The following is a 23,246-nucleotide window of genomic DNA, read 5'->3' as shown; positions in this document are numbered from 1 at the left end:
ATTTTTGGTTTGGTTTAAAATCATTCGCAATATAATTTTTTTTAACATAAAATTTGTAATTTTTTTATTTTTTTATAAAAAACATATTAGACCTCTTTAATGTATAGTTTTTAATTATTTAAAACATTTATAAAATCTTATATTTGCAAACTTTTAGAGCAAACGTTATATTTAAACTTAGCGTGTTATTTGCAGAAAAAAGTAGTACGAATTCTGTTTAAAATACAGAAAGAATACGACAAAATATTCCATTAAAAAACAAATATTATCTACATATGAAAGCAGGAATTGTAGGATTACCAAATGTTGGAAAATCAACATTATTCAATTGTTTATCCAATGCAAAAGCGCAAAGTGCCAACTTTCCTTTTTGTACTATCGAACCTAATATAGGAGTTGTAAATGTTCCGGATTCCAGAATAGAAAAATTGGAAGAACTAGTAAAACCAGAACGTGTACAAATGGCTACTGTTGATATTGTTGATATTGCAGGATTGGTAAAAGGAGCTAGTAAAGGCGAAGGTTTAGGAAACCAATTCCTTGGAAATATCAGAGAATGTAATGCGATTATTCATGTTTTGCGTTGTTTTGATAATGACAACATTGTTCACGTTGATGGAAATGTAAATCCTATTCGAGATAAAGAAACAATTGATATTGAGTTGCAGTTGAAAGATTTGGAAAATGTTGAAAAACGTTTAGAAAAAGTAAAACGTGCGGCTAAAACAGGAAATAAAGAAGCAATTGTTGAGGAAGCGTTGTTGAACAGAATTAGAGAAACGTTACTTCAGGCAAAATCTGCTAGAACTATTACTCCGCAAAATAATGATGAAGAAGTTTTGATGGAAGGTTTCCAATTGATTACCGCAAAACCAGTATTGTACGTTTGTAATGTGGATGAAAATTCAGCTGTTAACGGAAATAAATATGTAGACCAAGTTCGTGAATTAGTAAAAGATGAAGATGCAGAAGTTATCGTGCTTTCTGTAGGTGCGGAAGCCGATATTACCGAATTAGAAAGCTATGAAGAGCGTCAGGTTTTCCTTGAAGACATGGGATTGACAGAGCCAGGAGCTTCGGTTTTAATTCGTGCCGCTTATAAATTATTGAAGCAACAAACCTATTTTACCGCCGGTGTCAAAGAAGTTCGTGCTTGGACCATCAATGTTGGATCAACCGCGCCGCAAGCTGCGGGAGTAATTCACACTGATTTCGAAAAAGGATTTATCCGCGCCGAAGTTATTGCGTATGAAGATTTCGTTCATTACGGTTCTGAAGCCAAATGTAAAGAAGCTGGAAAATTCAAAGTAGAAGGAAAAGAATACATCGTTAAAGATGGTGATGTAATGCACTTTAGATTCAACGTTTAATATTAGATTAAAGAAAATAGACTAAAGAAGATAGAGAAAACTGTTCAAGCAATTGGACAGTTTTTTTATGGACCTATTCCAGCTTTCCACTTCAAGATTTTCCCATCAATCTCTTTTTTATAAGACAAAAAAGGAGCTTCCTTCGGTCGCTCTTTTATGTCAATAAAAAATGAAATTGATCAAAAAAATGCTTTCCGTTGCAATCTGGGGTAAAATCGATTTGTAGGAAAATGAAATTTTGTTTTTTTCTTATTTGTTGTCGTAATCTGTGAATCAGTGGCTAATTATTTTGTTGTTATTTTATTTTTACTACTTTTAATAAAAACTAATCATCATGAAAATTATAGCCTTTGGCGCAAGCCCCAGTAAAAACTCTATCAATAAAAAATTAGCGACGTACGCAGCAACTCTTTTTGAAAATGCCGAAGTGGAGGTTTTGGACTTAAACGATTTTCAAATGCCGATTTTCACAGTAGATATCGAAAAGGAAATGGGACAACTTGAGTTAGCAAAATCATTTCTGGCTAAAATTGCTACCGCTGATGTTTTAGTAGTTTCCATGGCGGAAAATAATGGTAATTATTCAGCGGCTTTCAAGAATATTTTTGACTGGTGTACTAGAATAAATGCTAAGGTTTTTCAGGAAAAACCAATGTTATTGATGGCAACTTCGCCAGGAGCAAAGGGCGGGGCTAGTGTATTGGGGATTGCAAAAAATGCCTTTCCTTTTTATGGAGGAAATGTAAAAGCAAGCTTCTCATTGCCTAGTTTTGATATTAATTTTGATTTAGAAAAAGGAAAAATTTCCAATCCTGAATTGGATAATCAACTGAAAGAAATCATTAAAAATTTTTAATCTTTTAATTTTTCAATCTTTAAATCTTTGAATAGAAAATGTCAATATCATTCTTGATAACTTTGGCTGATTCCTGTTTTAAATTTTATCGAATTACACTACATTAGCACAAAATCCACAAAATTTACAATGTCCGATCAAAATCAATATACCGAAGATAATATTCGGTCACTCGACTGGAAAGAACATATTCGCATGCGTCCCGGAATGTACATCGGGAAATTGGGTGACGGCTCTTCTCCGGATGATGGTATTTACATTCTTCTCAAAGAGGTTTTGGATAACTGTATCGATGAATTTGTCATGGGTGCCGGTAAAACAATTGAGGTTACAATCAAAGATAAAACGGTTAATGTTCGAGATTACGGGCGTGGAATTCCATTAGGAAAAGTCATTGATGTAGTTTCTAAAATGAATACCGGTGGAAAATACGATTCTTTGGCATTTAAAAAATCCGTTGGTTTAAATGGAGTTGGGACAAAAGCTGTAAATGCTTTGTCAAATTATTTTCGTGTAGAATCCGTTCGGGACGAAAAACAAAAAGCAGCGGAATTCTCTGCTGGAAACTTAGTTCTCGAAGAAGATATTATTGATACAACGAAACGAAAAGGAACTAAAGTAACTTTTATTCCGGATGAAGCGATTTTCAAAAATTATAAATTCCGCTACGAGTATATCATCAAAATGCTTAAAAACTATTGTTATTTAAACAATGGTTTGACAATCATTTTTAACGGAGAAAAATATTTTTCTGAGAATGGTCTGAAAGATTTATTAGAAGAAACCATTCACGCTGAAGATTTGGAATATCCAATCATTCACTTGAAAGGCGACGATATCGAGATTGCTTTAACACACAGTAAAACACAGTACAGCGAGGAATATCATTCCTTCGTAAATGGACAAAATACCACGCAAGGAGGAACGCACTTAGCGGCGTATCGCGAAGCAATTGTAAAAACGATTCGGGAGTTTTATAATAAAAGTTTCGAAGCTTCAGATGTTCGAAAATCGATTGTTACAGCGATTAGCATCAAAGTAATGGAACCGGTTTTTGAGTCACAGACCAAAACTAAATTAGGTTCAACTGATATGGGTTCAGAGCCAGGAATGCCTTCGGTTCGAACTTTTGTAAATGATTTTGTGAAAACGAAATTAGATAATTATTTGCACAAGAATCCTGCAACTTCAGACGCATTGTTACGCAAAATTCTTCAAGCAGAAAGAGAGCGAAAAGAATTATCTGGAATCAGGAAACTAGCCACTGATCGTGCCAAAAAAGCGAACTTACACAATAAGAAATTAAGAGATTGTAGGGCGCATCTTCCGGATACTAAAAATCCTAAAAATTTAGAAAGCACGCTTTTTATTACGGAGGGAGATTCAGCTTCTGGGTCGATTACCAAATCACGTGATGTAAATACGCAAGCCGTTTTTAGTTTACGTGGTAAGCCTTTGAATTCTTATGGAATGAGCAAGAAAATTGTTTATGAAAATGAAGAATTCAATTTATTACAAGCGGCACTTGATATTGAAGATGGATTAGAAAAATTGCGTTATAACAATATTGTAATTGCTACTGATGCCGATGTCGATGGAATGCACATTAGATTGTTATTAATTACGTTCTTTCTGCAATTTTTCCCTGAATTGATAAAAGAAGGACATTTATATATTTTGCAAACACCACTTTTCAGAGTTAGAAACAAGAAAGAAACAATCTATTGTTATTCTGAAGATGAACGAAAAGCAGCAATCGAAAAACTAAAGCCAAAACCGGAAATCACCCGATTTAAGGGATTGGGAGAAATTTCTCCGGATGAGTTCAAGAATTTTATTGGAGAAACCATTCGTCTTGATCCTATTATGATGGATAAAAACACTTCGATAGAACAATTGCTTTCTTTTTATATGGGTAAAAATACTCCCGACAGACAAGAATTTATTATCAAGAATTTGAAGGTGGAATTAGATGTAATCGAGAAAGTTTAAATAGTTATTAGGATGCCTTCAAAAAGAACGCTAATTTTTATCGCTTTACTATTTTTGATTAGTTTTTCAACTATTTTTTTTATTAAAGGTAGTAATGATCATAAGGAATGTGATATAGTTATAAAGAAAGAGTTGGATACAAATGGAAATGAGACTAGAAAGGAAGAGCATGTTTGTAAAGAGAAATATTCTTTTTAGCATTTTAAGCGAAAAATTAGAGTTGACTACTATTCAATAGAATATATTTAATGAAAGACAAAGAAAATACAGTTTCAGATAATTCTCAAAATAAAATTTTATTTTCTCAAGTAGTCGCGCTATTGCAAAATGCCCGTCAACAGGTTTTACGTACTGTAAATTCAACAATGGTGTATACCTATTTTGAAATAGGAAGAATGATTGTGGAAGAAGAGCAAAGCGGAAAAGAGCGAGCTGAATATGGAAAGCAACTACTAAAAGGACTTTCTGAACAGTTGACTATTGAGTTTGGAAAAGGGTTTTCTGTAGCTAATTTAGAGAATATAAGAAAGTTTTATTTAACTTACTCAATTTCCGAGACAGTGTCTCGGATTTTACAAATTCAAAAATCCCAGTCACTGAATGGGGAATTGAATATTAAGATCCCTCAACCACTGACTGGGTTTTCTGAAAATCAAAAAATGCAATCGCTGATTTCATTTTTTAAATTGACATGGTCTCATTATTCATTCTTAATGCGAATTGACGATGACAAAGAAAGACGTTTCTACGAAATAGAATCTGAGAAATACTACTGGAGTGTTCGGGAATTAAAGCGTCAATATGATTCAGCTCTTTATACGCGATTGGCTTTAAGTCGAGATGCAGCAGGAGTTTTGAAACTTTCGGAACAAGGACAGATTATAGAGAAACCAAAAGACCTTATTAAAGACCCTTATATTTTAGAATTTTTAGGTTTACCAGAATTACATCAGTATTCCGAGTCGGAATTAGAGGAGGAAATTATCAATAAACTAGAACATTTTTTATTAGAATTAGGTCACGGATTTACTTTTGTCGCAAGACAAAATAGAATTACTTTTGACGATAAACATTTTCGAATCGATTTGGTTTTTTATAACAGAATTCTTAGATGTTTTGTGCTGATTGATTTAAAAATAGGCGAATTAAAACACCAAGATTTAGGTCAAATGCAAATGTATGTCAATTATTACGACAGAGAAATGCGTTTGGAAGACGAAAATAAAACCATTGGAATTGTACTGTGCCAAAACAAAAGTGATTTGGTTGTAGAATATACTTTACCGGAAAATAATGAACAAATTTTTGCCAGTAAATACAAAACAATTCTGCCAAGCAGAGAAGATTTAATACAATTAATTTCGGAATCAATATAATGAAAGACGAAGAAGACGAAAACATATTACCAGAAGGTCAAGAAGACGAAAATACAAGTGGTGATGGAGGTTTTGAAGATATAATTTCTTCCGGAAGCCAACATTTTTACGATAATCAAGAAGACGGAAACGATACCATTACCAAAGTTACGGGAATGTATAAAGACTGGTTTCTAGATTATGCTTCCTATGTAATTTTGGAGCGTGCCGTTCCGGCGATTGAAGACGGTTTTAAACCCGTGCAACGTCGTATCATGCACTCTTTGAAAGAATTAGATGACGGTCGTTATAATAAAGTGGCAAATGTTGTGGGACACACCATGCAGTATCATCCTCACGGAGATCAGAGTATTGGTGATGCGATGGTGCAAATTGGACAAAAAGAATTATTGATAGACTGTCAGGGAAACTGGGGAAATATCCTAACGGGTGATGGTGCCGCTGCTTCCCGTTACATTGAAGCGCGTTTGTCTAAGTTTGCTTTGGAAGTTATTTACAGTCCAAAAATCACGGATTGGGGCGTTTCTTATGATGGAAGACGAGCGGAACCAAACAATCTTCCGGTGAAGTTTCCATTGCTTTTGGCACAAGGAGCCGAAGGTATTGCAGTAGGTCTTTCGACCAAAGTTTTGCCTCATAATTTCAATGAATTAATCGATTCTTCGATAAAAATATTAAAAGGGAAGCCTTTTATGCTGTATCCGGATTTCATGACGCAAGGTATTGCTGATGTGTCTAATTATAATGACGGATTGCGTGGCGGGCGTGTTCGGGTTCGTGCCAAAATTGCTCAGCTGGACAAAAACACATTGGTGATTACCCAAATTCCGTTTTCAACTAATACTACGACTTTAATTGACAGTATTTTGAAAGCCAATGAAAAAGGGAAAATCAAGATCAAGAAAATTGAGGACAATACCGCTGCTGAGGTTGAGATATTAATTCACCTTTTTCCAGGTGTTTCTCCTGATAAAACTATTGATGCATTATTTGCATTTACGGCTTGTGAAACTTCGGTAGCTCCTTTAGGTTGTGTGATCGAGGATAACAAACCACTTTTTATTGGTGTTTCTGAAATGTTGAAAATATCAACGAACAGAACCGTTGAATTGTTGAAAAGTGAACTTGAAATTCAATTGAGTGAATTGGAGGAACAATGGCATTTTCTTTCTTTGGAACGTATTTTCATCGAAAATAAAATCTATCGTGACATTGAAGAAATGACGACTCGAGAAACGGTAATTAAAGCCGTCGATGACGGTTTGAAACCACACACAAAACATTTAAAACGAGCGGTTACTGAAGACGATATTCTGCGTTTATTGGATATCCGAATCATGCGTATTTCCAAATTTGACAGTAATAAAGCGCAGGATAAAATTGAATCATTGGAAGGTGATATCGAACAAGTAAAACACAATTTAGAACATCTGATTGATTTTGCGATTGCCTATTTTACCAAGTTGAAAGAGAAGTATGGGAAAGGGCGTGAGCGTCAAACAGAGCTTCGAATTTTTGATGATATTGAAGCAACGAAAGTAGTTTTAAGAAATACTAAATTATACGTAAATAAGGAAGAAGGTTTCGTAGGTACAAGTTTGAAAAAAGACGAATATGTTACGGATTGTTCTGATATTGATGATGTAATTGTTTTTCTGCGTGACGGAAAAATGATGATTACCAAAGTAGATGCTAAAACTTTCGTGGGTAAAGACATAATTCACATTGCTATTTTTGATAAAAGCGATAAAAGAACGATTTATAATATGATCTACCGTGACGGAAAATCGGGGCCTTCATACATAAAACGTTTCAATGTTTCTGGAGTTACCCGAGATAAAGCCTACGATTTAACCAATGAAACTGCTGGTTCTCAAGTATTGTATTTTTCTTGTAATCCAAATGGTGAAGCAGAAGTAATTACAATATTATTACGCCAGGTAGGAAGTGTAAAAAAACTGAAATTCGATATTGATTTCGCCAGTTTAGCGATAAAAGGACGCGCTTCCAAAGGGAATTTGGTAACTAAATATCCAATTAAAAAAATAGAATTGAAGGAGAAAGGAATTTCTACTTTATTACCAAGAAAAGTTTGGTTTGATGATACTGTTCAACGATTGAATGTAGATGGAAGAGGAGAATTGTTGGGTGAATTCAGACCAAGTGATAAGATTCTAATCATTTCACAAACGGGGAAAGCGAAAGTAATTACGCCGGAATTGTCTACGCATTTTGATGAAGACATGGTAGTTTTGGAAAAATGGATTCCAAAAAAACCAATATCGGCGATTTATTACGATGGAGAAAAAGAACGTTATTATATCAAACGTTTTTTAGTTGAAACAGAGAATAAAGAAGAAACTTTTATCACGGAACATGCTAATTCACATCTTGAAATTGTCTCAACAGATTATCGTCCAGTTGCGGAACTAGTTTTTACAAAAGTAAAAGGTGTACAGAAAGAAAATATGACGGTGGACATTGAATCTTTTATTGCCTTGAAAGGATTTAAAGCATTAGGAAATCAATTGACAGCTGATAAGTTGAAACAAGTAAATCTATTAGAGCCTTTGGCTTATGAAGTTCCGGTTGAGGTAATTGCTGAGGATTTAGAAGTAAAAGGAGAAACGGATGCTGATGATGCTTCGATTCAATTAGATGATGATGGTCAGATTACTTTATCTTTAGAATAAAAGAAGCTCCTGAAAAGGAGCTTCTGTATTTAAAAAAGGTTTTTATTATTTATTTTTCTTCATTTTCATATTCAGCACTTCAACTAATAATGAGAATGAAATTGCAAAATATAAATATCCTTTTGGAACTGGTGAAACATGACTTCCAAAGATTAAAGCATTTGATAAATGGGCACTTTCAGTCAGTAGCATCATCCCAATAAGAATCAAAAACGATAATCCCAGAATCTGTATAGAAGGATGTTTATTGACAAAATTCCCAACAGGAACAGCAAATTGCATCATTACTAAAACTGAGATTACGACAGCTGTAATCATAATGTACAAAGCACCTTCCACACCGTTTGTCATTCCTACCGCGGTAAGAATACTATCAAAAGAAAAAACTAAATCAATCATGATTATTTGGATAAGTACATTTTGAAATGATTTAGTTGCCGTTTTACCTAATTCCTTTTCTTCATGTCCTTTTTCATCAACTTTCTCTCTGATTTCATTCGTACTCTTGTAAATTAAGAATAAACCACCACCAAGTAATATAAGACTCTGACCGGTAATTCCAGCTGAAAACCAACTCAAATCAATATAAAACCAAGGTTCTTTCATTTGTATCAACAGATTGATACCAAACAAAAGTGCAATTCTCATGAACATGGCAAGGAACATTCCTATTTTAGTGGCTCTTTTGCGTTGTTCAACAGGCAGTTTTCCTGTGGCAATTGATATGAAAATGATATTGTCGATTCCCAATACAATCTCCAGAAATGTCAATGTTAAAAGGGCTATCCAAGCGTCGGGATTTAAAAATACTTCCATTTTATTCAGTTATAAATTATAATTTTTAATCGGCAATTTTGGTAACAGTTCCTTTTTGTTTGGCATCTGATCCAACCATTCCAAATTCAAAGGTATAGGAATTTTTTGAGGTTGTCAAAATTTTCATACCAATAGCTTTTTCCTCAGCCATATTTTTAGGATGTATTTTTTGTAACACATATTCACAATCATTTACCCATCGAATTGAAGCTGTATCTGTTTTGCCTTCAAAAGTTTCAATCTCTATAGTGTCATTGCGTTCAAAAAGAGTAGTTTTTTTCACACCGTCAACTTCATATTCAAATTTGAATTTTCCGGTTTTGAAATCTTTGCAATTGCGCTCCGCATCATAGCACGACATTAGTAGCAGTAGTGGGAGGAGGAATATTATTTTTTTCATTAGTAAGAGGTTTATTTTTAATTTTTATAAAGTAAATCAATTTTACTGATTCAATCGAAGGCTTGTTGTTAGAAATCTAATTACACAATTTTAATATCGTATTTATCTAAAAGTCCAATAATTCCTTGAGTTGAAAATTTTGCTTTTTTCATCGGATTGAATTCGGGATCAATTTTAAAATCAGTAGCTTTTGAAAAATCGGCTCCAGTTAATTGCGTATTATTGAAAATAGAACCATCTAAATTACTATTGTCAAAAACGGCGCTTGTAAGATTGGTTCCAACAAAGCTTACTTCTCGTAATGAACAGGAATTGAATTTTGTCTTCGGCATTTTTTTATTGGCAAACGAGGAATAATCCAAAACACATTCTTGAAAACTGACATTAAACAAGAAATCATCACATTCCTCAAATTGAATTCCCAGTAATTTGCAGTTTTTAAATTGTACACCTTTCAAGCTAGTCCCAGATAATTTAGTCATAGCCAAATTGCAATCAATGAACTCGCAATCCATGAAGCTGCTATACGAGAAATCACTATTTGATAAATCACAGTTCTTAAAAACGCAATCCTCAAATTCTCTATTGTTCACTTTTTTATCGACGTAAACGATTTTTTCAAATGTTTTTTTAACGTGAATTAGGTTTTCCATTAGTCGTTAAATAAGCTTTTCATAATTGTTTTTAGCCCCAAAAACATCAAATACATGGCAGCAATACAAGCTATAATTCCTATTGCTAAAACCAAATAATGCCAGACATTTTGTTTGTTCATAAAGGCATTATATATTAAGGTAGGACCAATGAAGATCAACGGTAAAGCTCCTGATAAATATTTGATTCCTTTAGATAATAGTTCTTTGTTGGTTGCCATCGTTTTGTTTAAAGTTTAAGTTTCGGCATTTGTCGATGTACTCAAAAACATTAGCCTGTATTCTGAAATCTGTTTATTGAGCTGTAAAATTATCAACAGCTTTCCTTACGCTTCCGTGCTTTTTTAATAAATCAGCGGCTTGTTCGTAGGAAACTGGAATTTCTTCCATAATCATTTTCACGCCGCGATCCACGAGTTTGCTGTTGCTGAGTTGCATATCTACCATTTTGTTGCCTTTCACTTTCCCCAGTTGAATCATGGTTGCGGTTGAGATCATGTTGAGTACCAGTTTCTGAGCTGTTCCGGCTTTCATGCGGGAACTTCCCGTTACAAATTCAGGTCCTACAACTACTTCAATAGGGAATTTTGACGTTTGCGAAAGCGGGCTTCCTGCATTACAAGAAATACTTCCTGTGGTAATATTATTTTCGTTACAAGCTTGTAATCCTCCAATAACATAAGGTGTTGTTCCCGAAGCGGCTATTCCTACAACTACGTCATTTTCATTTACATTGAAATCTTTCAAATCAATCCAAGCTTGAGTAGCATTGTCTTCTGCATTTTCTACGGCTTTCCGAATGGCAGTATCGCCGCCGGCAATAATGCCAATTACCAAATCAAAAGGTACACCAAATGTTGGTGGACATTCCGAAGCATCTAGTATTCCAATACGTCCTGATGTTCCTGCGCCAATGTAGAATAATCGTCCGCCAAATTTCATTTTAGCAACGATTTCAGTCACTAAAGTTTCTATTTGTGGCAATGCTTTTTCTACGGCAAGAGGAACAGTTTTGTCTTCCTGATTGATATTAGAAAGCAATTCCTGAACTGACATTTTTTCTAAATGTTCGTATTTTGAAGATTGTTCGGTGATTTTTGTGAAGGTCATTTTTCGTATTATTGGACAAGTCCAAAATTAACCTTTTTTATCACAATCTCGAAATTTTCTATTTTTTGTTTCAGGTTTTAGAAGTTTCAGGTTTCGTTAGTTTTATACAGATGGAGTAATTTTTCCAGTTTTAATTTCTTATCCAGCGAAAGGATTTCAAATTGTTGTCACGTGAACTAAAATACTATATTTGTTAAATATTAAAAGAAAAATGGATAGATTAAGCTTACTGCAGGGAATTGGCAGCATCTCAGTTTTTGTTTCTTTATTGCTTTCGTTTTTTTTATTAACGGTTAAAACCGAAAATAAATTAGCAAATCGTTTATTTGCCTGGTTTTTTATTTTCTCTGCTATCGATCTTAGCGGATTTTTTATTGACGTGGGTACTCGTAATGAGTTAAATTTAGAGATTTTTAGATCTACGGCCTGTTTGTTTGGAATGCCTTTATTTTATCTTTTTGTACTGGCAGTCTGTTATTCTGATTTTAGATTAAAGTGGAAGCATTTAGTGCATTTGCTTCCTTTTTTATTGATTAATTTGGTTTTTATTCCAAGGATTTATCTTAGCACGAACATAGATAAAGATAGTTTTGCTGCAACGCTAAATCAAATGCCAGAGATATACCTGATTCAGATTTTAATTGAATTTCAATATGTATTTTATATCGTCAGCGTATTTTTGATTTTGAAAAAGTATAGAGAAATCTATTTAGAAAATTACGCTGATTCGAGTACTGCGACTTATAAATGGCTTTTTCAGATAACCTGTGTTTTTCTTATCGCACATTCTATTGTGGCATTAAAAAATGTATTGCGTTATAGCGGTTTCAGAGAGATATTTCTTTGGACAAATGTACTTGTAGGGGCTATTGCTTTGCTTATAACATGCTGGTTTATCATGAAAGCGCTCAATCATCCCGAACTTTTTAGGGGAATTAATTCTAAATTACAATTGACAAAAGATATTTTGCCTGCAGTAGAAGAAAAAACAGCATCTAAAAATGTTCAAGACGATGCGATTTCCATTCAAATTTCGGCATTGAAACAATATATGGCTGAGAAAGTGCCTTTTCTTGATCCATCCCTTACCATTCAGGAGCTTGCCACTCAAATTGATATTCCGGTTCGGGATTTATCGGTTTTAATTAATCATCATATGGATCAGCACTTTTTTGATTTTGTCAATGAATATCGTATTCAAAAAGCGATGGGTATTTTAAAAGATCAGTCGAGAAGTCAGGTTACCGTTCTTGAAATTTTATACGAGGTTGGTTTTAACTCCAAATCTTCTTTTAATACCTCTTTTAAAAAACACACTAATTTAACACCTACTGCTTACAGAAACGCCTTATAATAAGTGGTTTGTAAAAAGTCGTACCTCATACCCAATAAAGTCGAACTGATTTTCTGAATAGAAATTAGTTCGACTTTTTTTTGTCGGTCGAATTCTGAGAATTTCTAAGGCAACTTTGCTTCAAATTAATCGAAACAAGTTTTAAAATTAGAAATCATGAAAAAAGTAAATCTCTTTATCTTTTTAATATTGCCTTTATTTTGTTTAGCACAAACATCATTTAAATTAAAGGGAAAAATAACAAATCAAATAATTCCATTAGAATGGGCAGATGTTTCCATATCGAATTCAGAAGGAAAAATTATAGACGGTTCAACCTCTAAACAAGACGGTAGATTTGAAATCAATCTTAAAAAAGGATCTTATAAAATTGGAATCACCCTTTTAGAATTTACAGATTATGAAAAAGAGTTTACAATAGAAAATGATACTGATTTAGGAACAATCATTTTAAAAGAAAGCGCAACTAATTTGAAAGAGGTTATCATTCAATCTAAAAAGAAAACGATCGAACAGAAAACGGATCGTTTGGTTTATAATCTTGAAAACAATGTTACAACAGTTGGCGGAGACGCTTTAAGCGCTATTAATACGGCTCCCGGAGTTGTAGTTCAGAATAATACAATTAATATATTAGGGAAAGGAACTTCCCGTGTTATGATAGATGGACGAATGATTGAATTAGTAGGTGAGGAACTGAATAATTTTCTGAAATCAATTTCGGCTAGTGAAATTAAAAATATTGAAATTATCAGCAATCCGCCGGCAAAATATGATGCCGAAGGAACAGGTGGATTGATTAATATTATTATGAAAAAAGGAGTTCGTGACTCTTGGAAAAACACGACTACAGTTTCTTATGATCAAAATAAATATAGTATTTATACTTTAAGAGATAACTTTTTCTACAATAAAAACAAGTTTAGATTTTCTGCAGGCATTAATGCAAAAACAGGTTATTTGAATGCTACAGATGATTTAAAAATGTATTTTCCTGATGGACTTTCCCATATGAAAAGTGTGACAAAGGTAAAAACTGAAAATTTTTCTGGTAAATTGGCTTTAGATTATGATCTTTCAGAACGTACTACTATTGGATTTCAATATTTAAACGATAGAAATAACCCTGATTTTAAATCGGATATTAGAATTGAGAATTACAATACTCAAAATGAATTGGATAATGTTACACTGAACAACAGCTTCACTGATAAAGGATCAAGAAATCAAACGTACAATGCACATTTGATTACCAAACTAGATTCCTTAAAAAGGAAGTTATCTTTTGATGTGGATTATTTTAATTACGATTCGAAATTCGATAGAAATTTTGTCGCTAATAATTACACGCCAGATATGACATTTGTTGATATAAATCAGTCGGGAAGAAACATTTCGAATCAGGATATTGACAATTGGAGTCTTAAGGCAGATATGGAACATCCGCTTCAAGCGTTGAATTTGTCTTATGGTGCAAAAATGAGTTTTACAAATAGTACAAGTGATGTACTTTATTATAATACGATGACAGAAACTCCAGAATTAGATCCTAACAAATCCAACCGATTTAAATACACAGAGAATAATCAAGCTTTTTATATTAACGGCGATAAAAAATTCGGAGAAAAATGGAATTTTCAAATGGGATTTAGATTGGAGAACACTCAAACAAATGGATTTTCTGAAACAATGAATCAGGAAACAGAAAATAATTATTTGAAATTATTCCCAACGTTTTATGCTTCTTACAAGAGAAACGAAAACAATACTTTTAGTTTCAATTATGGAAAAAGAATCAACAGGCCACGTTTTGACTTATTAAATCCGTTCAGAATTTACATCAACAGCAATAGTTATTCCGAAGGAAATCCGTTTTTAAGACCTTCATTTAGTGATAATTTTGAGTTATCACATTCTTATAAAGAAGTTTTGAGAACGAGTGTTTTTGTCAATGCAATTACAAACGGTTATGGAGTTTTGTTTACTTCAAATCCGGAAACCAATACACAGATTGTAACCCGTGAAAATTATTTTAAAAACTTAAATTATGGAATAGGGGAAAGTTATTCGGCAAGTTTTGCAGATTGGTGGTCTAGTGAAAATTCATTGTATCTTTTGGGAGCAAAAACAGAATTTATTAAAGATATCAATGCCACACCATCAAACAGTTTACAAATTGATTTTTCGACAAATAATACTTTTTTATTAGGTAAAACGACAAAATTGCAAATCGATTTTATGTACACAACGCCTTTTAAATCCGGTTTATATGAAGTAGGATATACCTCAAGTTTTGATATTGGTTTAAAACAGGACTTGTTTAATAAAACCATGCAGATTGCATTTTTTGCAAATGATATTTTTAATACCTCTTATTTAAAAGATTTTACTTCAGTTATAAACGGTGTAAAACAGGTATATGAGGAGAAACAAAGTAATCGATTTGCACGTTTATCTGTGGTTTATAATTTTGGAAACAAAAAAATCAATGTACAACAGCGTGATTTTGGAAATAAGGAGGAGAATAAAAGAACTGGAGGTAATTAGAAAATTGAAAGCTAGGAAACAGAAATCTCTTTATTTCTGTTTCCTAGCTTTATAAATTTATATAAAATATGCCAACGCAATTCCTATCACAATCATAGAAACTTTGGCAATGTTGAACTTGTGTCCTTCGCTGCTTTCGAAAATAATGGTGGATGAAATATGAAATAATATTCCTATTACAATGGCGGTGATTTCAGTATAATACACGTTTAATACTGGCAAATAATCAGATAAAATGGTACCAAGCGGTGTCATGACTGCAAAGGTTATCATGAAAATAAAAATGGCTTTTTTGTTCAGACCGGCATTGATAAAAAAGGTGGTCAGGATTATTGCTATTGGTAAATGATGGATAGCAATTCCGATTGCTAAATCATGGTGATGACTCACTGGAAATCCTTCCAAGAATGCATGAATACATAAACTGATGAATAGCAACCACGGTATTTGGGTCATTGTAGGATGCCCGTGAACATGCCCGTGTTCAGCACCTTTAGAGAAAAATTCCAATATGATTTGGAATAATATTCCTAGCATGATGAAGAGTCCAATGTTTGGGTTTGCACTTTCGTAAATTTCCGGTAATAAATGCATAACCGTTAAGGAAAGTAAAAAAGAACCACTAAAAGCTAGAAGCAATTTGAGGTTCGTTTTGTTTTTTGGTTTTAAAACTAATGCGATACTATATCCTATAATCACGGAAAGTAAAGGTAAAAGGTAATTCATGTTATTTGCTTAACCGTTTATTTGTATGTTCGTTTAACCGTAAATCTGCTTCACGGTTTATTTGTTTTTCGATTAGCCGACTAACTCAACAATTATTTAAAAATCATGATTAGGCGTTCGCTTTCTGTTTTGTGGAATTTTTTTAATTTGTAATCCCCAAAAATATCCAACAGATAAATTCCGGCTTCTTCCATTAATTCCTCAAAATCTTTTAGGGTTAGCGCTTTTACTTTTTCGGTAAAATGAAATTTTTGACCTTTGTCTTCAAAATCAATTTCTTTGTAAATATGACCTTCTTTTAAATAGCGTTTGATATGAAAATCGATTTCATCAACTGTTTTTGTCTCTTCTGGAACTAATGTTTCGAGAACTTGGGCAACATTCATAAAGTCAATTACAGCAAAACCATATTCGGAAAGGCTTTCTTTGATGGCTTTTAACGTAGTTAGATTGTCTTCGTCATTTTCGAAATAACCAAAACTGGTAAATAAATTGAAAATGGCATCGTATTTCTCTTCAAAGGGTTCACGCATATCGTGCACTTTGAAATGAAGGGTTTCATTCGTATTTTTAGTAGCTTCGGCAATACTGTTCTCCGATAAATCAGCACCAAGAACATCAAAACCCAATTGGTTCAAATAAATAGAATGGCGTCCTTTTCCGCAGGCTAAATCCATTACTTTAGCTTTTTCCGGAAGGTTAAGATAATGCGTTAAATTATCCATAAAAATCTGGGCTTCTCTATAATTTCGGTCTTTGTAAAGAATGTGGTAATAAGGAGTGTCAAACCACGAACTGTACCAGTTTACGGGTGTTTGCGGTTGATTATCGGTAGAGGATTTGCTAGATTCGGACATTTATTATTTTTCAATTAATTCGATTGATGCAAATTTAGTGTATTTTTGCCGAATATAACGATAACAATTCCCGCTTTAGTGGGCAAAAGGGGCAAATGGAAAATAATTATAAAATGGTTGCCAAAACCTTTTTTGGTTTTGAAGAAATATTAGCAAAAGAGTTGCAAAACCTTGGCGCGCAAGATGTGGAGCAAGGAGTAAGAATGGTAAGTTTTAAAGGAGATAAAGGCTTTATGTACAAAGCAAATTTGTCTTTACGTACCGCTTTGAAAATCCTAAAGCCTATTTATTTTTTCAAGGCCAATAACGAACAGGCTTTATACAAAGGAATTTCGAGCATGAACTGGTCTAAATTATTGAATGCCAATCAGACATTTGTGATTGATACCACAGTACATTCGGAATATTTTAATCACTCGGAATTCGTTTCTCAAAAATGTAAAGATGCGATTGTCGATCAGTTTAGAGAAAGAACCGGTCAACGACCAAGCATTGATAAAATTCATCCTGATTTAAGAATCAACATTCATATCGATAAAGACCAAGTTTCAGTGGCACTAGATACTTCAGGAAATGCATTGAACCAACGTGGATACAGGACCGCTACCAATATTGCTCCTATAAACGAGGTTTTGGCAGCAGGAATTTTATTGCTTTCCGGTTGGGACGGTCAAACGGATTTCTTGGATCCAATGTGTGGTTCGGGAACATTCTTAGCCGAAGCAGCCATGATTGCCTGTAACATTCCGGCAAATATCAATCGTAAAGAATTTGCTTTTGAAAAATGGAACGATTGGGACAATGATTTGTTTGATAATATCTCAGACAGTTTATTGAAACGTGTTCGTGAGTTTCATTACACTATAAAAGGCTATGATAAAGCACCAAGTGCGGTTCAAAAAGCCAAAGACAATATCAAAAATGCCAATCTTGACGAGTATATTTCGATTGAAGAGCAGAACTTTTTTGATACTGAAAAAACTTCAGAAGGGAAATTACATATTGTATTCAACCCGCCGTATGATGAGCGTTTGGACATTCACATGGAAGAATTTTACAAAAATATTGGTGATACCTTAAAGAAAAATTACCCAGGGACGAATGCTTGGATGATTACAGCGAACTTAGAAGCATTGAAATATGTAGGATTAAAACCTTCTAGAAAAATCAAACTTTTTAATGCTGGTTTAGAAGCTCGTTTGGTAAAATACGAAATGTACGAAGGAAGTAAGAGAACGAAGTTTCAAGTAACAACTGATAGTGCTGAATAGCAATATTCAATTTTTTACGTTCGACCTTTGACTTTAAAACTTTAAGATTTAAAAAAAATGACCAAATTACAAATACGAGCATTCCTATACCAACTGGGATGTTTTGCAATATTATTTATTTCTGCTAGGTATTTAGTGGAACATTACACTAATTTAACCGGATTTTGGATTCCGTTAACTGCATTTGTCATTGGAACGCTTTTGTCGCCAAAATTTCATGCGATAAAAACCAAAGACGGGGAGAAATTATTCATGAAATGGATTTTCATGAAAGGAATTAAGGAAATAGGGTAATTTTACTTTACTATAATAAAAAAAATATCGCAAAGAGAACTGTTGTTTTCCTTGCGATATTTTTTTATTACTAATTCGAAATTACTTTTTCTCAACTTTTTTCGGAATAGCAAACGGCTTTACTTTTTTCTTATAAATAGGAACAAAATAAGTTACCGTATAATTGAATCCGACTCCAAAACTACCGTCGTAGGTTCTGTTGAATCCGGGAATATATAAGTTAGAGAAATTTTCCGGTTCTTTGTTAGTTACCAATCGGTTCAATCGAAGACTGAAACCCATAAATACATTGTCAAATACTTTAGCTTTTACTCCAGCCACTACTTCAATCCAGCTCGCGGATAAACCATCAAACTTTTTGCCAGAAGGAATTACAGGAACTTCTCCGAAATATGGATTCGCATTATAAATTCTATAACTGTTTAACTGCTGATTAAAAGTACTGAAACCGTAACGCATTCCTATAGAAATAATGTTTTCCATATCCAGCCAGTTTTCATAGGCATTATAATCAAAACCCGCTTTTATATAGGAGCCTTTAGTGGTGAAATTTACACGGTCATCATCTGTCGTTTTATTTTCATTGCCAAGTTCGGCAGCCAAAAAATATTTTTTAGTCAATCGATAATCTCCCACCAACTCAATTCCCTTGTAATCTTTGTCATAAAGAGCGCGTGTCAGTTTATATAAATCAACACCCACACGTACACCATAACGATCGGTCTTTACAGGAATCGAATCGTTCTTTATAATTTCAGGACTAATTTTGACTAAAGGCAATGGCGCTTTAGGAATAATCTGTTCTGTTTTGGCAGTTTTTGGATCACTTTTGACAGGTGTTGTCTCTTGAGCCTGTATCAAAGTCAACGACAATACGAGACAAATACTAAAAAAAGATCTTAATGTGTGTTTCATTTTCGTTTTCGATGTTACTTTTTTCAACCGATATAAATTTTATCCATTTTTGATTTGCAGCTGTCGCATCAGTATGTGTATATGGATTTGTTGGATCTAATGTAAAAATTGATTTATAGCCACAGGCTCTGGAAACAAAAAGCTCCTGTGTGGTATAATCAAGTTTTATGATGTCTTCATCAATCAACGCAGGATTAGCATTTCCTGAATTTAATGTGAAACTATAGGTCGTACTTGTTCCAACAGTTTTTAACGGAATAGAAATAGTATTTCCACTGGTCGTTTGGCTGCCGTTAAAAAGGATTCCATCGGTCATTCCTTCGCCAACAACTTTCAGATTAGATACGTTTTTTAAAACGGAAGGATTCAAAAAATCATAAAAACCAATCACCAATCGTGGCGTTGTGGGAGTATTTGCATCGCAAATGTCGTCTTTCTCACAACTGGAGAAGGATAGTGCTAATGCAAATACCAATAAAATTATTTTTTTCATATACAATTTATTGTTCCCCCTTTGGGGGTTAGGGGGCTTATCTTCTTTCCAAAAGTACAACATTTTCCACGTGATGCGTTTGCGGAAACATATCCACGGGGCGCACACGGGTTACTTTGTATTTTTCATCCATTAAAGCCAAATCACGCGCCTGTGTAGCCGAATTACAACTTACATAAACCACTTTTTCAGGAGCAATTTTCATAATTTGTTCGATTACATCTTTGTGCATTCCGTCTCTTGGCGGATCCGTGATAATTACATCAGGATGGCCGTGTTGAGTGATGAAATCATCATTGAACACCACTTTCATATCTCCTACAAAGAACTCACAATTGGTAATTTCATTACGTACCGCATTAGCTTTGGCGTCTTTAATCGCATCAGGAACACTTTCTACACCAATTACTTTTTTTGCTTTTTTCGAAACAAACTGAGCAATTGTACCCGTTCCAGTATATAAATCATAAACGATTTCATTTCCAGTCAATCCAGCAAAATCACGCGTTATTTTATACAATTCATACGCTTGATCCGAATTGGTTTGGTAAAAAGATTTTGCATTAATGCTAAATTTTAAACCTTCCATTTCTTCCAAAATGTAATCTCTTCCTTTGTATAATTTAATATCAGTATCGTATAAAGTATCGTTCGCTTTATTATTCACTACATATTGCAACGAAGTAATTTGCGGGAATTTCTCGTAAAGATGATTTAGGATTAATTCTCTGTTGGCTTTGTCATTTTCAAAAAACTGAATCAAAACCATGATTTCACCCGTCGAAGCCGTGCGCAACATCAAAGTTCTCAATAAACCTTCATGCGCTCTTGGATTAAAGAAAGTCAGTCCATTTGCATTAGCAAAATCTCTAACTTCGTTTCTGATAGCATTCGATGGATCTTCCTGCAAATGACATTTATTGATGTCCAGGATTTTGTCCCACATTTTCGGAATGTGAAAACCAAGTGCATTTCTGTTTCCTAAATCTTCGGTGCTGTCGATTTCTTTTTCGGTCAACCAACGGCTGTTCGAAAACGAAAATTCCATTTTGTTTCTGTAAAAAAACTGTTTCTCTGAACCTAATATTGGTTCAAATTCCGGAAGTTCTATTTTTCCAATGCGTTGCAAATGATTTTTTACTTCATTTTGCTTGTAATACAACTGTTGGCTGTATTTCATATTCTGCCATTTACAACCGCCGCAAACACCAAAATGCTCGCAAATAGGTTCTACACGATGCTCTGAATATTCATGAAAATGAACTGCTTTTCCCTCGTAATAGGCTTTGCGCTTCTTGAAAGTTTGCACATCAACCACATCACCCGGAACCACATTCGGGATAAAAACTACTTTTCCATCGGGAGCCTTTGCTACCGAAACGCCTTTTGCACCAGCATCAAGGACTTTTATTTGATGAAAGACAACTTTGTCTGTATTTTTCTTAGCCATAGCGCAAAAATAAGTGTTTGAATGGTTTTATAAATTCAAATTGTGAAATATTTTCATTTTTAGGTGTTTTTATTTGATACTATTTTTGCTTTTCGCTGCAACTGCGTTGTTGAACTACCGTTCTTTAGTTAATAAATGTAAAGACCAACTCATCTAAAATGCTTTTATATATGAAATTTTAAAAATGTGAATTATGCAATTTTTTTGTTTAATTGAATAACATTTCGTTTTGATATCATTAATATATTTGACATAACGAAATGATTAACATAATTTTATTATAAATTTAAAACTATTCAACATGAAGCAATTACAAAACATTAGCACAACTTTCAAAAAGTCTTTATTATTAATTACACTTTTATTTTCTCAAAGTCTTATTTGGGCACAAGATAAAACAGTGGATGTGAATTTGAATGTAGATAAAGGAGGAAGTGACTGGTACGCAGAGCCATGGATTTTGGTTGTAGGCGCTGCAGTTTTTATTATAATTATAGTAGCTCTTGTAAGAGGTAAAAGTAGTAACTAATTACAACTGAAGCTCTTTTACGATGGGTAACTAAAAAAACCGGCATAAATTGACCTTCGATAAGGTTTATTTTATGCCGGTTTTTTCATTTTTAATTATTTACGAATATTTAAAAAGTTAGAAAATTGCTAATCTCGCGTTTGTTATAGGTTCTCGATTATTCTGGCTTTTGAAATTCAACCGTAAAATGTTCTAAATTTATTTTTTGTTTGACTAAGGAAAGTCCATATTTTTCTTTTAATTGCTTTTTTATACTTTCAAAATCATTAATTTTTAGAGTTAAATTGTAATTGTCTTCGCTACCTGTTTTATCCAAAATCATTTTATTACTTTTTGGAATTAAAGCATAGACGAGCGCACTAATTTTTGATTTTTCAATGATGATTTCCTTTGGATTTACAGTAATTATGTTTCCGTAAGCGTTATTGTTTGATTTATATTTTGATAATAAGGCTTGATTTGTAACTTCTAAATTCCAAACTTCAGTAGGGGTTGTGCTTTTTTTGATTTTAAAATCATAGCTTTTCGCCAATTGATTTAAGGCAATACTTTTAGTTTTAGAACTGTCTTTAGATTTGTTTTTGAAGTTTAAGTGCAACGTTTTGTCTAACATTACGGTGTCATTGGTGTTTAGTAATATTTCATTTGTATTCAATAAATAGGTTAGGGTAGTTTTCAGACTTACATTTTTATAAACAAGGCTATCCGGGTAATTTTTTTGGTAGCTTGGAATAGATATATCGTTAGTTTCTTCTATTTTTATGGAATATAAACTGGTTTCATCGTTTAATTTTTCCGTGTCGTTTAACATGAAAAATAAAGGAATACCAATAAAAAAAGCATTGTGAAGTGAATGAAGCAGTAATCCTGAAATAAATCCATTGCGAACTCTCAAATACCCAATAATCAGACCTGATATTATTTGTGGTGCTACTAAGATTGGTGTTAAAAGTAAAATTGTATATGAAAATTCATAATTACTTATGTGGATTAATCCAAAAATTACAGCAGAAAAATAGAATATGAACTTGTATCTTTTTTTCCAAAGAGAAATAAAAAACGTTTCTGCTTTTTGTTCATTTCGAACACCCGTGAGGGAAACTATTGAAATTAAAAAATGCAGCGCATAATTATTTTTATAACGCAAATACAGCCTAAATATAAATTCTTCAATTAAAGGGCCAATTACAACGGTTAATACTAATAGCAATACAACTGGATAGGACTTAATCATGTCCAGAATTTTATGGTTATCTGAATCAATAAATCCCAATGTTTCCAACCCACTTATCAGAAGTATCAAAACTGCCATAAGAGGAATTTCAATTATCAATAAAGAGATAACACTTTTAAATTTTAGTGCTATTGATAATTCGGGTCCCGCTTCGTCGCTCGGGTTTTTTAAAAAAGAGATTAAATCAGTATAGGTTTCTTTTATGTTGTCCAGCATAGTATTGTTGCTCATATTTAATTTTGATGTTTTGGTTTTTTACTTTTTTTCCCCAAACTCTTTAGCTACAAACATAATGAATTAAATAAGAAAA

21 protein-coding genes are annotated in these 23,246 nt (G+C 33.3%); 10 read left to right on the top strand and 11 right to left on the bottom strand.

Annotation, left to right across the window (positions count from 1 at the left end):
• Nucleotides 1–275: 275 nt before the first annotated feature.
• From ychF to DR980_RS00665, 5 genes are all read left to right on the top strand, one after another.
• Entirely contained in the window at nucleotides 276–1,370 is a 1,095-nt protein-coding gene (gene ychF, locus DR980_RS00690) for a redox-regulated ATPase YchF (protein WP_113633349.1), read from the top strand.
• A 334-nt stretch (nucleotides 1,371–1,704) separates the two neighbouring features.
• Nucleotides 1,705–2,226, top strand: a complete 522-nt coding sequence (locus tag DR980_RS00685; RefSeq protein ID WP_113633348.1) for an NADPH-dependent FMN reductase — start codon at nucleotides 1,705–1,707, stop codon at nucleotides 2,224–2,226.
• A 129-nt stretch (nucleotides 2,227–2,355) separates the two neighbouring features.
• Nucleotides 2,356–4,218, top strand: coding sequence for a DNA topoisomerase IV subunit B (locus tag DR980_RS00680; RefSeq protein ID WP_113633347.1), 1,863 nt, complete (start codon nucleotides 2,356–2,358; stop codon nucleotides 4,216–4,218).
• 248 nt (nucleotides 4,219–4,466) lie between these two features.
• On the top strand, nucleotides 4,467–5,594 hold the full coding sequence (locus DR980_RS00670) for a PDDEXK nuclease domain-containing protein (RefSeq protein ID WP_113633345.1): 1,128 nt from the start codon (nucleotides 4,467–4,469) through the stop codon (nucleotides 5,592–5,594).
• Nucleotides 5,594–8,287 carry a DNA gyrase/topoisomerase IV subunit A gene (locus DR980_RS00665; protein WP_113633344.1) on the top strand — a complete coding sequence of 898 codons (2,694 nt, stop codon included), beginning with the start codon at nucleotides 5,594–5,596 and terminating at the stop codon, nucleotides 8,285–8,287. The genes DR980_RS00670 and DR980_RS00665 overlap by 1 nt, the downstream gene beginning before the upstream one ends.
• A 45-nt stretch (nucleotides 8,288–8,332) precedes the next feature.
• Here DR980_RS00665 and DR980_RS00660 read toward each other — a convergent pair whose 3' ends face one another.
• The 5 genes from DR980_RS00660 to murQ all read right to left on the bottom strand — a co-directional run bounded on the left by DR980_RS00660 (nucleotide 8,333) and on the right by murQ (nucleotide 11,266).
• On the bottom strand, nucleotides 8,333–9,103 hold the full coding sequence (locus tag DR980_RS00660; protein ID WP_113633343.1) for a TerC family protein: 771 nt from the start codon (nucleotides 9,101–9,103) through the stop codon (nucleotides 8,333–8,335).
• 25 nt (nucleotides 9,104–9,128) lie between these two features.
• Nucleotides 9,129–9,503, bottom strand: coding sequence for a DNA topoisomerase IV (locus tag DR980_RS00655; RefSeq protein ID WP_113633342.1), 375 nt, complete (start codon nucleotides 9,501–9,503; stop codon nucleotides 9,129–9,131).
• An 80-nt stretch (nucleotides 9,504–9,583) separates the two neighbouring features.
• Nucleotides 9,584–10,156: a pentapeptide repeat-containing protein gene (locus DR980_RS00650; protein WP_113633341.1), complete on the bottom strand. Its 573-nt coding sequence runs from the start codon at nucleotides 10,154–10,156 to the stop codon at nucleotides 9,584–9,586.
• The gene (locus DR980_RS00645) at nucleotides 10,156–10,377 is read right to left on the bottom strand and encodes a DUF6095 family protein (RefSeq protein WP_113633340.1); all 222 of its coding nucleotides are present in this window, start codon (nucleotides 10,375–10,377) and stop codon (nucleotides 10,156–10,158) included. Before DR980_RS00645 ends, DR980_RS00650 begins: the two co-directional genes overlap by 1 nt.
• Before the next feature lie 73 nt (nucleotides 10,378–10,450).
• Complete coding sequence (murQ, locus tag DR980_RS00640; protein ID WP_113633339.1) at nucleotides 10,451–11,266, bottom strand: N-acetylmuramic acid 6-phosphate etherase; 816 nt, start codon at nucleotides 11,264–11,266, stop codon at nucleotides 10,451–10,453.
• A gap of 211 nt (nucleotides 11,267–11,477) precedes the next feature.
• On the opposite strand from murQ, the gene DR980_RS00635 reads away from it, so the two are divergent.
• Together DR980_RS00635 and DR980_RS00630 are read left to right on the top strand one after the other, a co-directional pair.
• On the top strand, nucleotides 11,478–12,620 hold the full coding sequence (locus DR980_RS00635; protein WP_113633338.1) for a helix-turn-helix domain-containing protein: 1,143 nt from the start codon (nucleotides 11,478–11,480) through the stop codon (nucleotides 12,618–12,620).
• Between the two features lie 156 nt (nucleotides 12,621–12,776).
• Nucleotides 12,777–15,167 carry an outer membrane beta-barrel family protein gene (locus tag DR980_RS00630; RefSeq protein WP_113633337.1) on the top strand — a complete coding sequence of 797 codons (2,391 nt, stop codon included), beginning with the start codon at nucleotides 12,777–12,779 and terminating at the stop codon, nucleotides 15,165–15,167.
• A 57-nt stretch (nucleotides 15,168–15,224) separates the two neighbouring features.
• On the opposite strand, the gene DR980_RS00625 is transcribed toward DR980_RS00630, so the two are convergent.
• Nucleotides 15,225–15,893 carry a ZIP family metal transporter gene (locus DR980_RS00625; protein ID WP_113633336.1) on the bottom strand — a complete coding sequence of 223 codons (669 nt, stop codon included), beginning with the start codon at nucleotides 15,891–15,893 and terminating at the stop codon, nucleotides 15,225–15,227.
• A 92-nt stretch (nucleotides 15,894–15,985) separates the two neighbouring features.
• A complete protein-coding gene (locus DR980_RS00620; RefSeq protein ID WP_113633335.1) occupies nucleotides 15,986–16,750 on the bottom strand; it encodes a class I SAM-dependent methyltransferase in 765 nt (254 codons plus the stop codon).
• A 95-nt stretch (nucleotides 16,751–16,845) separates the two neighbouring features.
• Between DR980_RS00620 and DR980_RS00615 the strand changes: the two genes are divergently transcribed.
• Both DR980_RS00615 and DR980_RS00610 read left to right on the top strand, forming a co-directional pair.
• Complete coding sequence (locus DR980_RS00615) at nucleotides 16,846–18,021, top strand: THUMP domain-containing class I SAM-dependent RNA methyltransferase (RefSeq protein WP_113633334.1); 1,176 nt, start codon at nucleotides 16,846–16,848, stop codon at nucleotides 18,019–18,021.
• Nucleotides 18,022–18,078: 57 nt separating this feature from the next.
• Nucleotides 18,079–18,315: a hypothetical protein gene (locus DR980_RS00610; RefSeq protein WP_091172024.1), complete on the top strand. Its 237-nt coding sequence runs from the start codon at nucleotides 18,079–18,081 to the stop codon at nucleotides 18,313–18,315.
• Nucleotides 18,316–18,396: 81 nt separating this feature from the next.
• On the opposite strand, the gene DR980_RS00605 is transcribed toward DR980_RS00610, so the two are convergent.
• From DR980_RS00605 to rlmD, 3 genes are read right to left on the bottom strand one after another with little or no spacing between them, the layout of a single operon-like run.
• Nucleotides 18,397–19,230 carry a DUF6048 family protein gene (locus DR980_RS00605; protein WP_113633333.1) on the bottom strand — a complete coding sequence of 278 codons (834 nt, stop codon included), beginning with the start codon at nucleotides 19,228–19,230 and terminating at the stop codon, nucleotides 18,397–18,399.
• Nucleotides 19,202–19,723 (bottom strand): DUF6452 family protein, encoded by a 522-nt coding sequence (locus tag DR980_RS00600; RefSeq protein WP_113633625.1) that lies wholly within the window; start codon nucleotides 19,721–19,723, stop codon nucleotides 19,202–19,204. Before DR980_RS00600 ends, DR980_RS00605 begins: the two co-directional genes overlap by 29 nt.
• Nucleotides 19,724–19,760: 37 nt before the next feature.
• Complete coding sequence (gene rlmD, locus DR980_RS00595; protein WP_113633332.1) at nucleotides 19,761–21,173, bottom strand: 23S rRNA (uracil(1939)-C(5))-methyltransferase RlmD; 1,413 nt, start codon at nucleotides 21,171–21,173, stop codon at nucleotides 19,761–19,763.
• Nucleotides 21,174–21,474: 301 nt separating this feature from the next.
• Between rlmD and DR980_RS00590 the strand changes: the two genes are divergently transcribed.
• Nucleotides 21,475–21,702, top strand: coding sequence for a hypothetical protein (locus DR980_RS00590; protein WP_113633331.1), 228 nt, complete (start codon nucleotides 21,475–21,477; stop codon nucleotides 21,700–21,702).
• A gap of 157 nt (nucleotides 21,703–21,859) precedes the next feature.
• On the opposite strand, the gene DR980_RS00585 is transcribed toward DR980_RS00590, so the two are convergent.
• The gene (locus tag DR980_RS00585; protein WP_113633330.1) at nucleotides 21,860–23,167 is read right to left on the bottom strand and encodes a CPBP family intramembrane glutamic endopeptidase; all 1,308 of its coding nucleotides are present in this window, start codon (nucleotides 23,165–23,167) and stop codon (nucleotides 21,860–21,862) included.
• Between the last annotated feature and the right edge of the window lie 79 nt (nucleotides 23,168–23,246).

The organism is Flavobacterium psychrolimnae, assembly GCF_003312425.1.
In the GTDB taxonomy this organism is placed as follows: Bacteria; Bacteroidota; Bacteroidia; order Flavobacteriales; family Flavobacteriaceae; genus Flavobacterium; species Flavobacterium psychrolimnae.
This window is presented reverse-complemented; position numbering and strand designations above follow the sequence as displayed.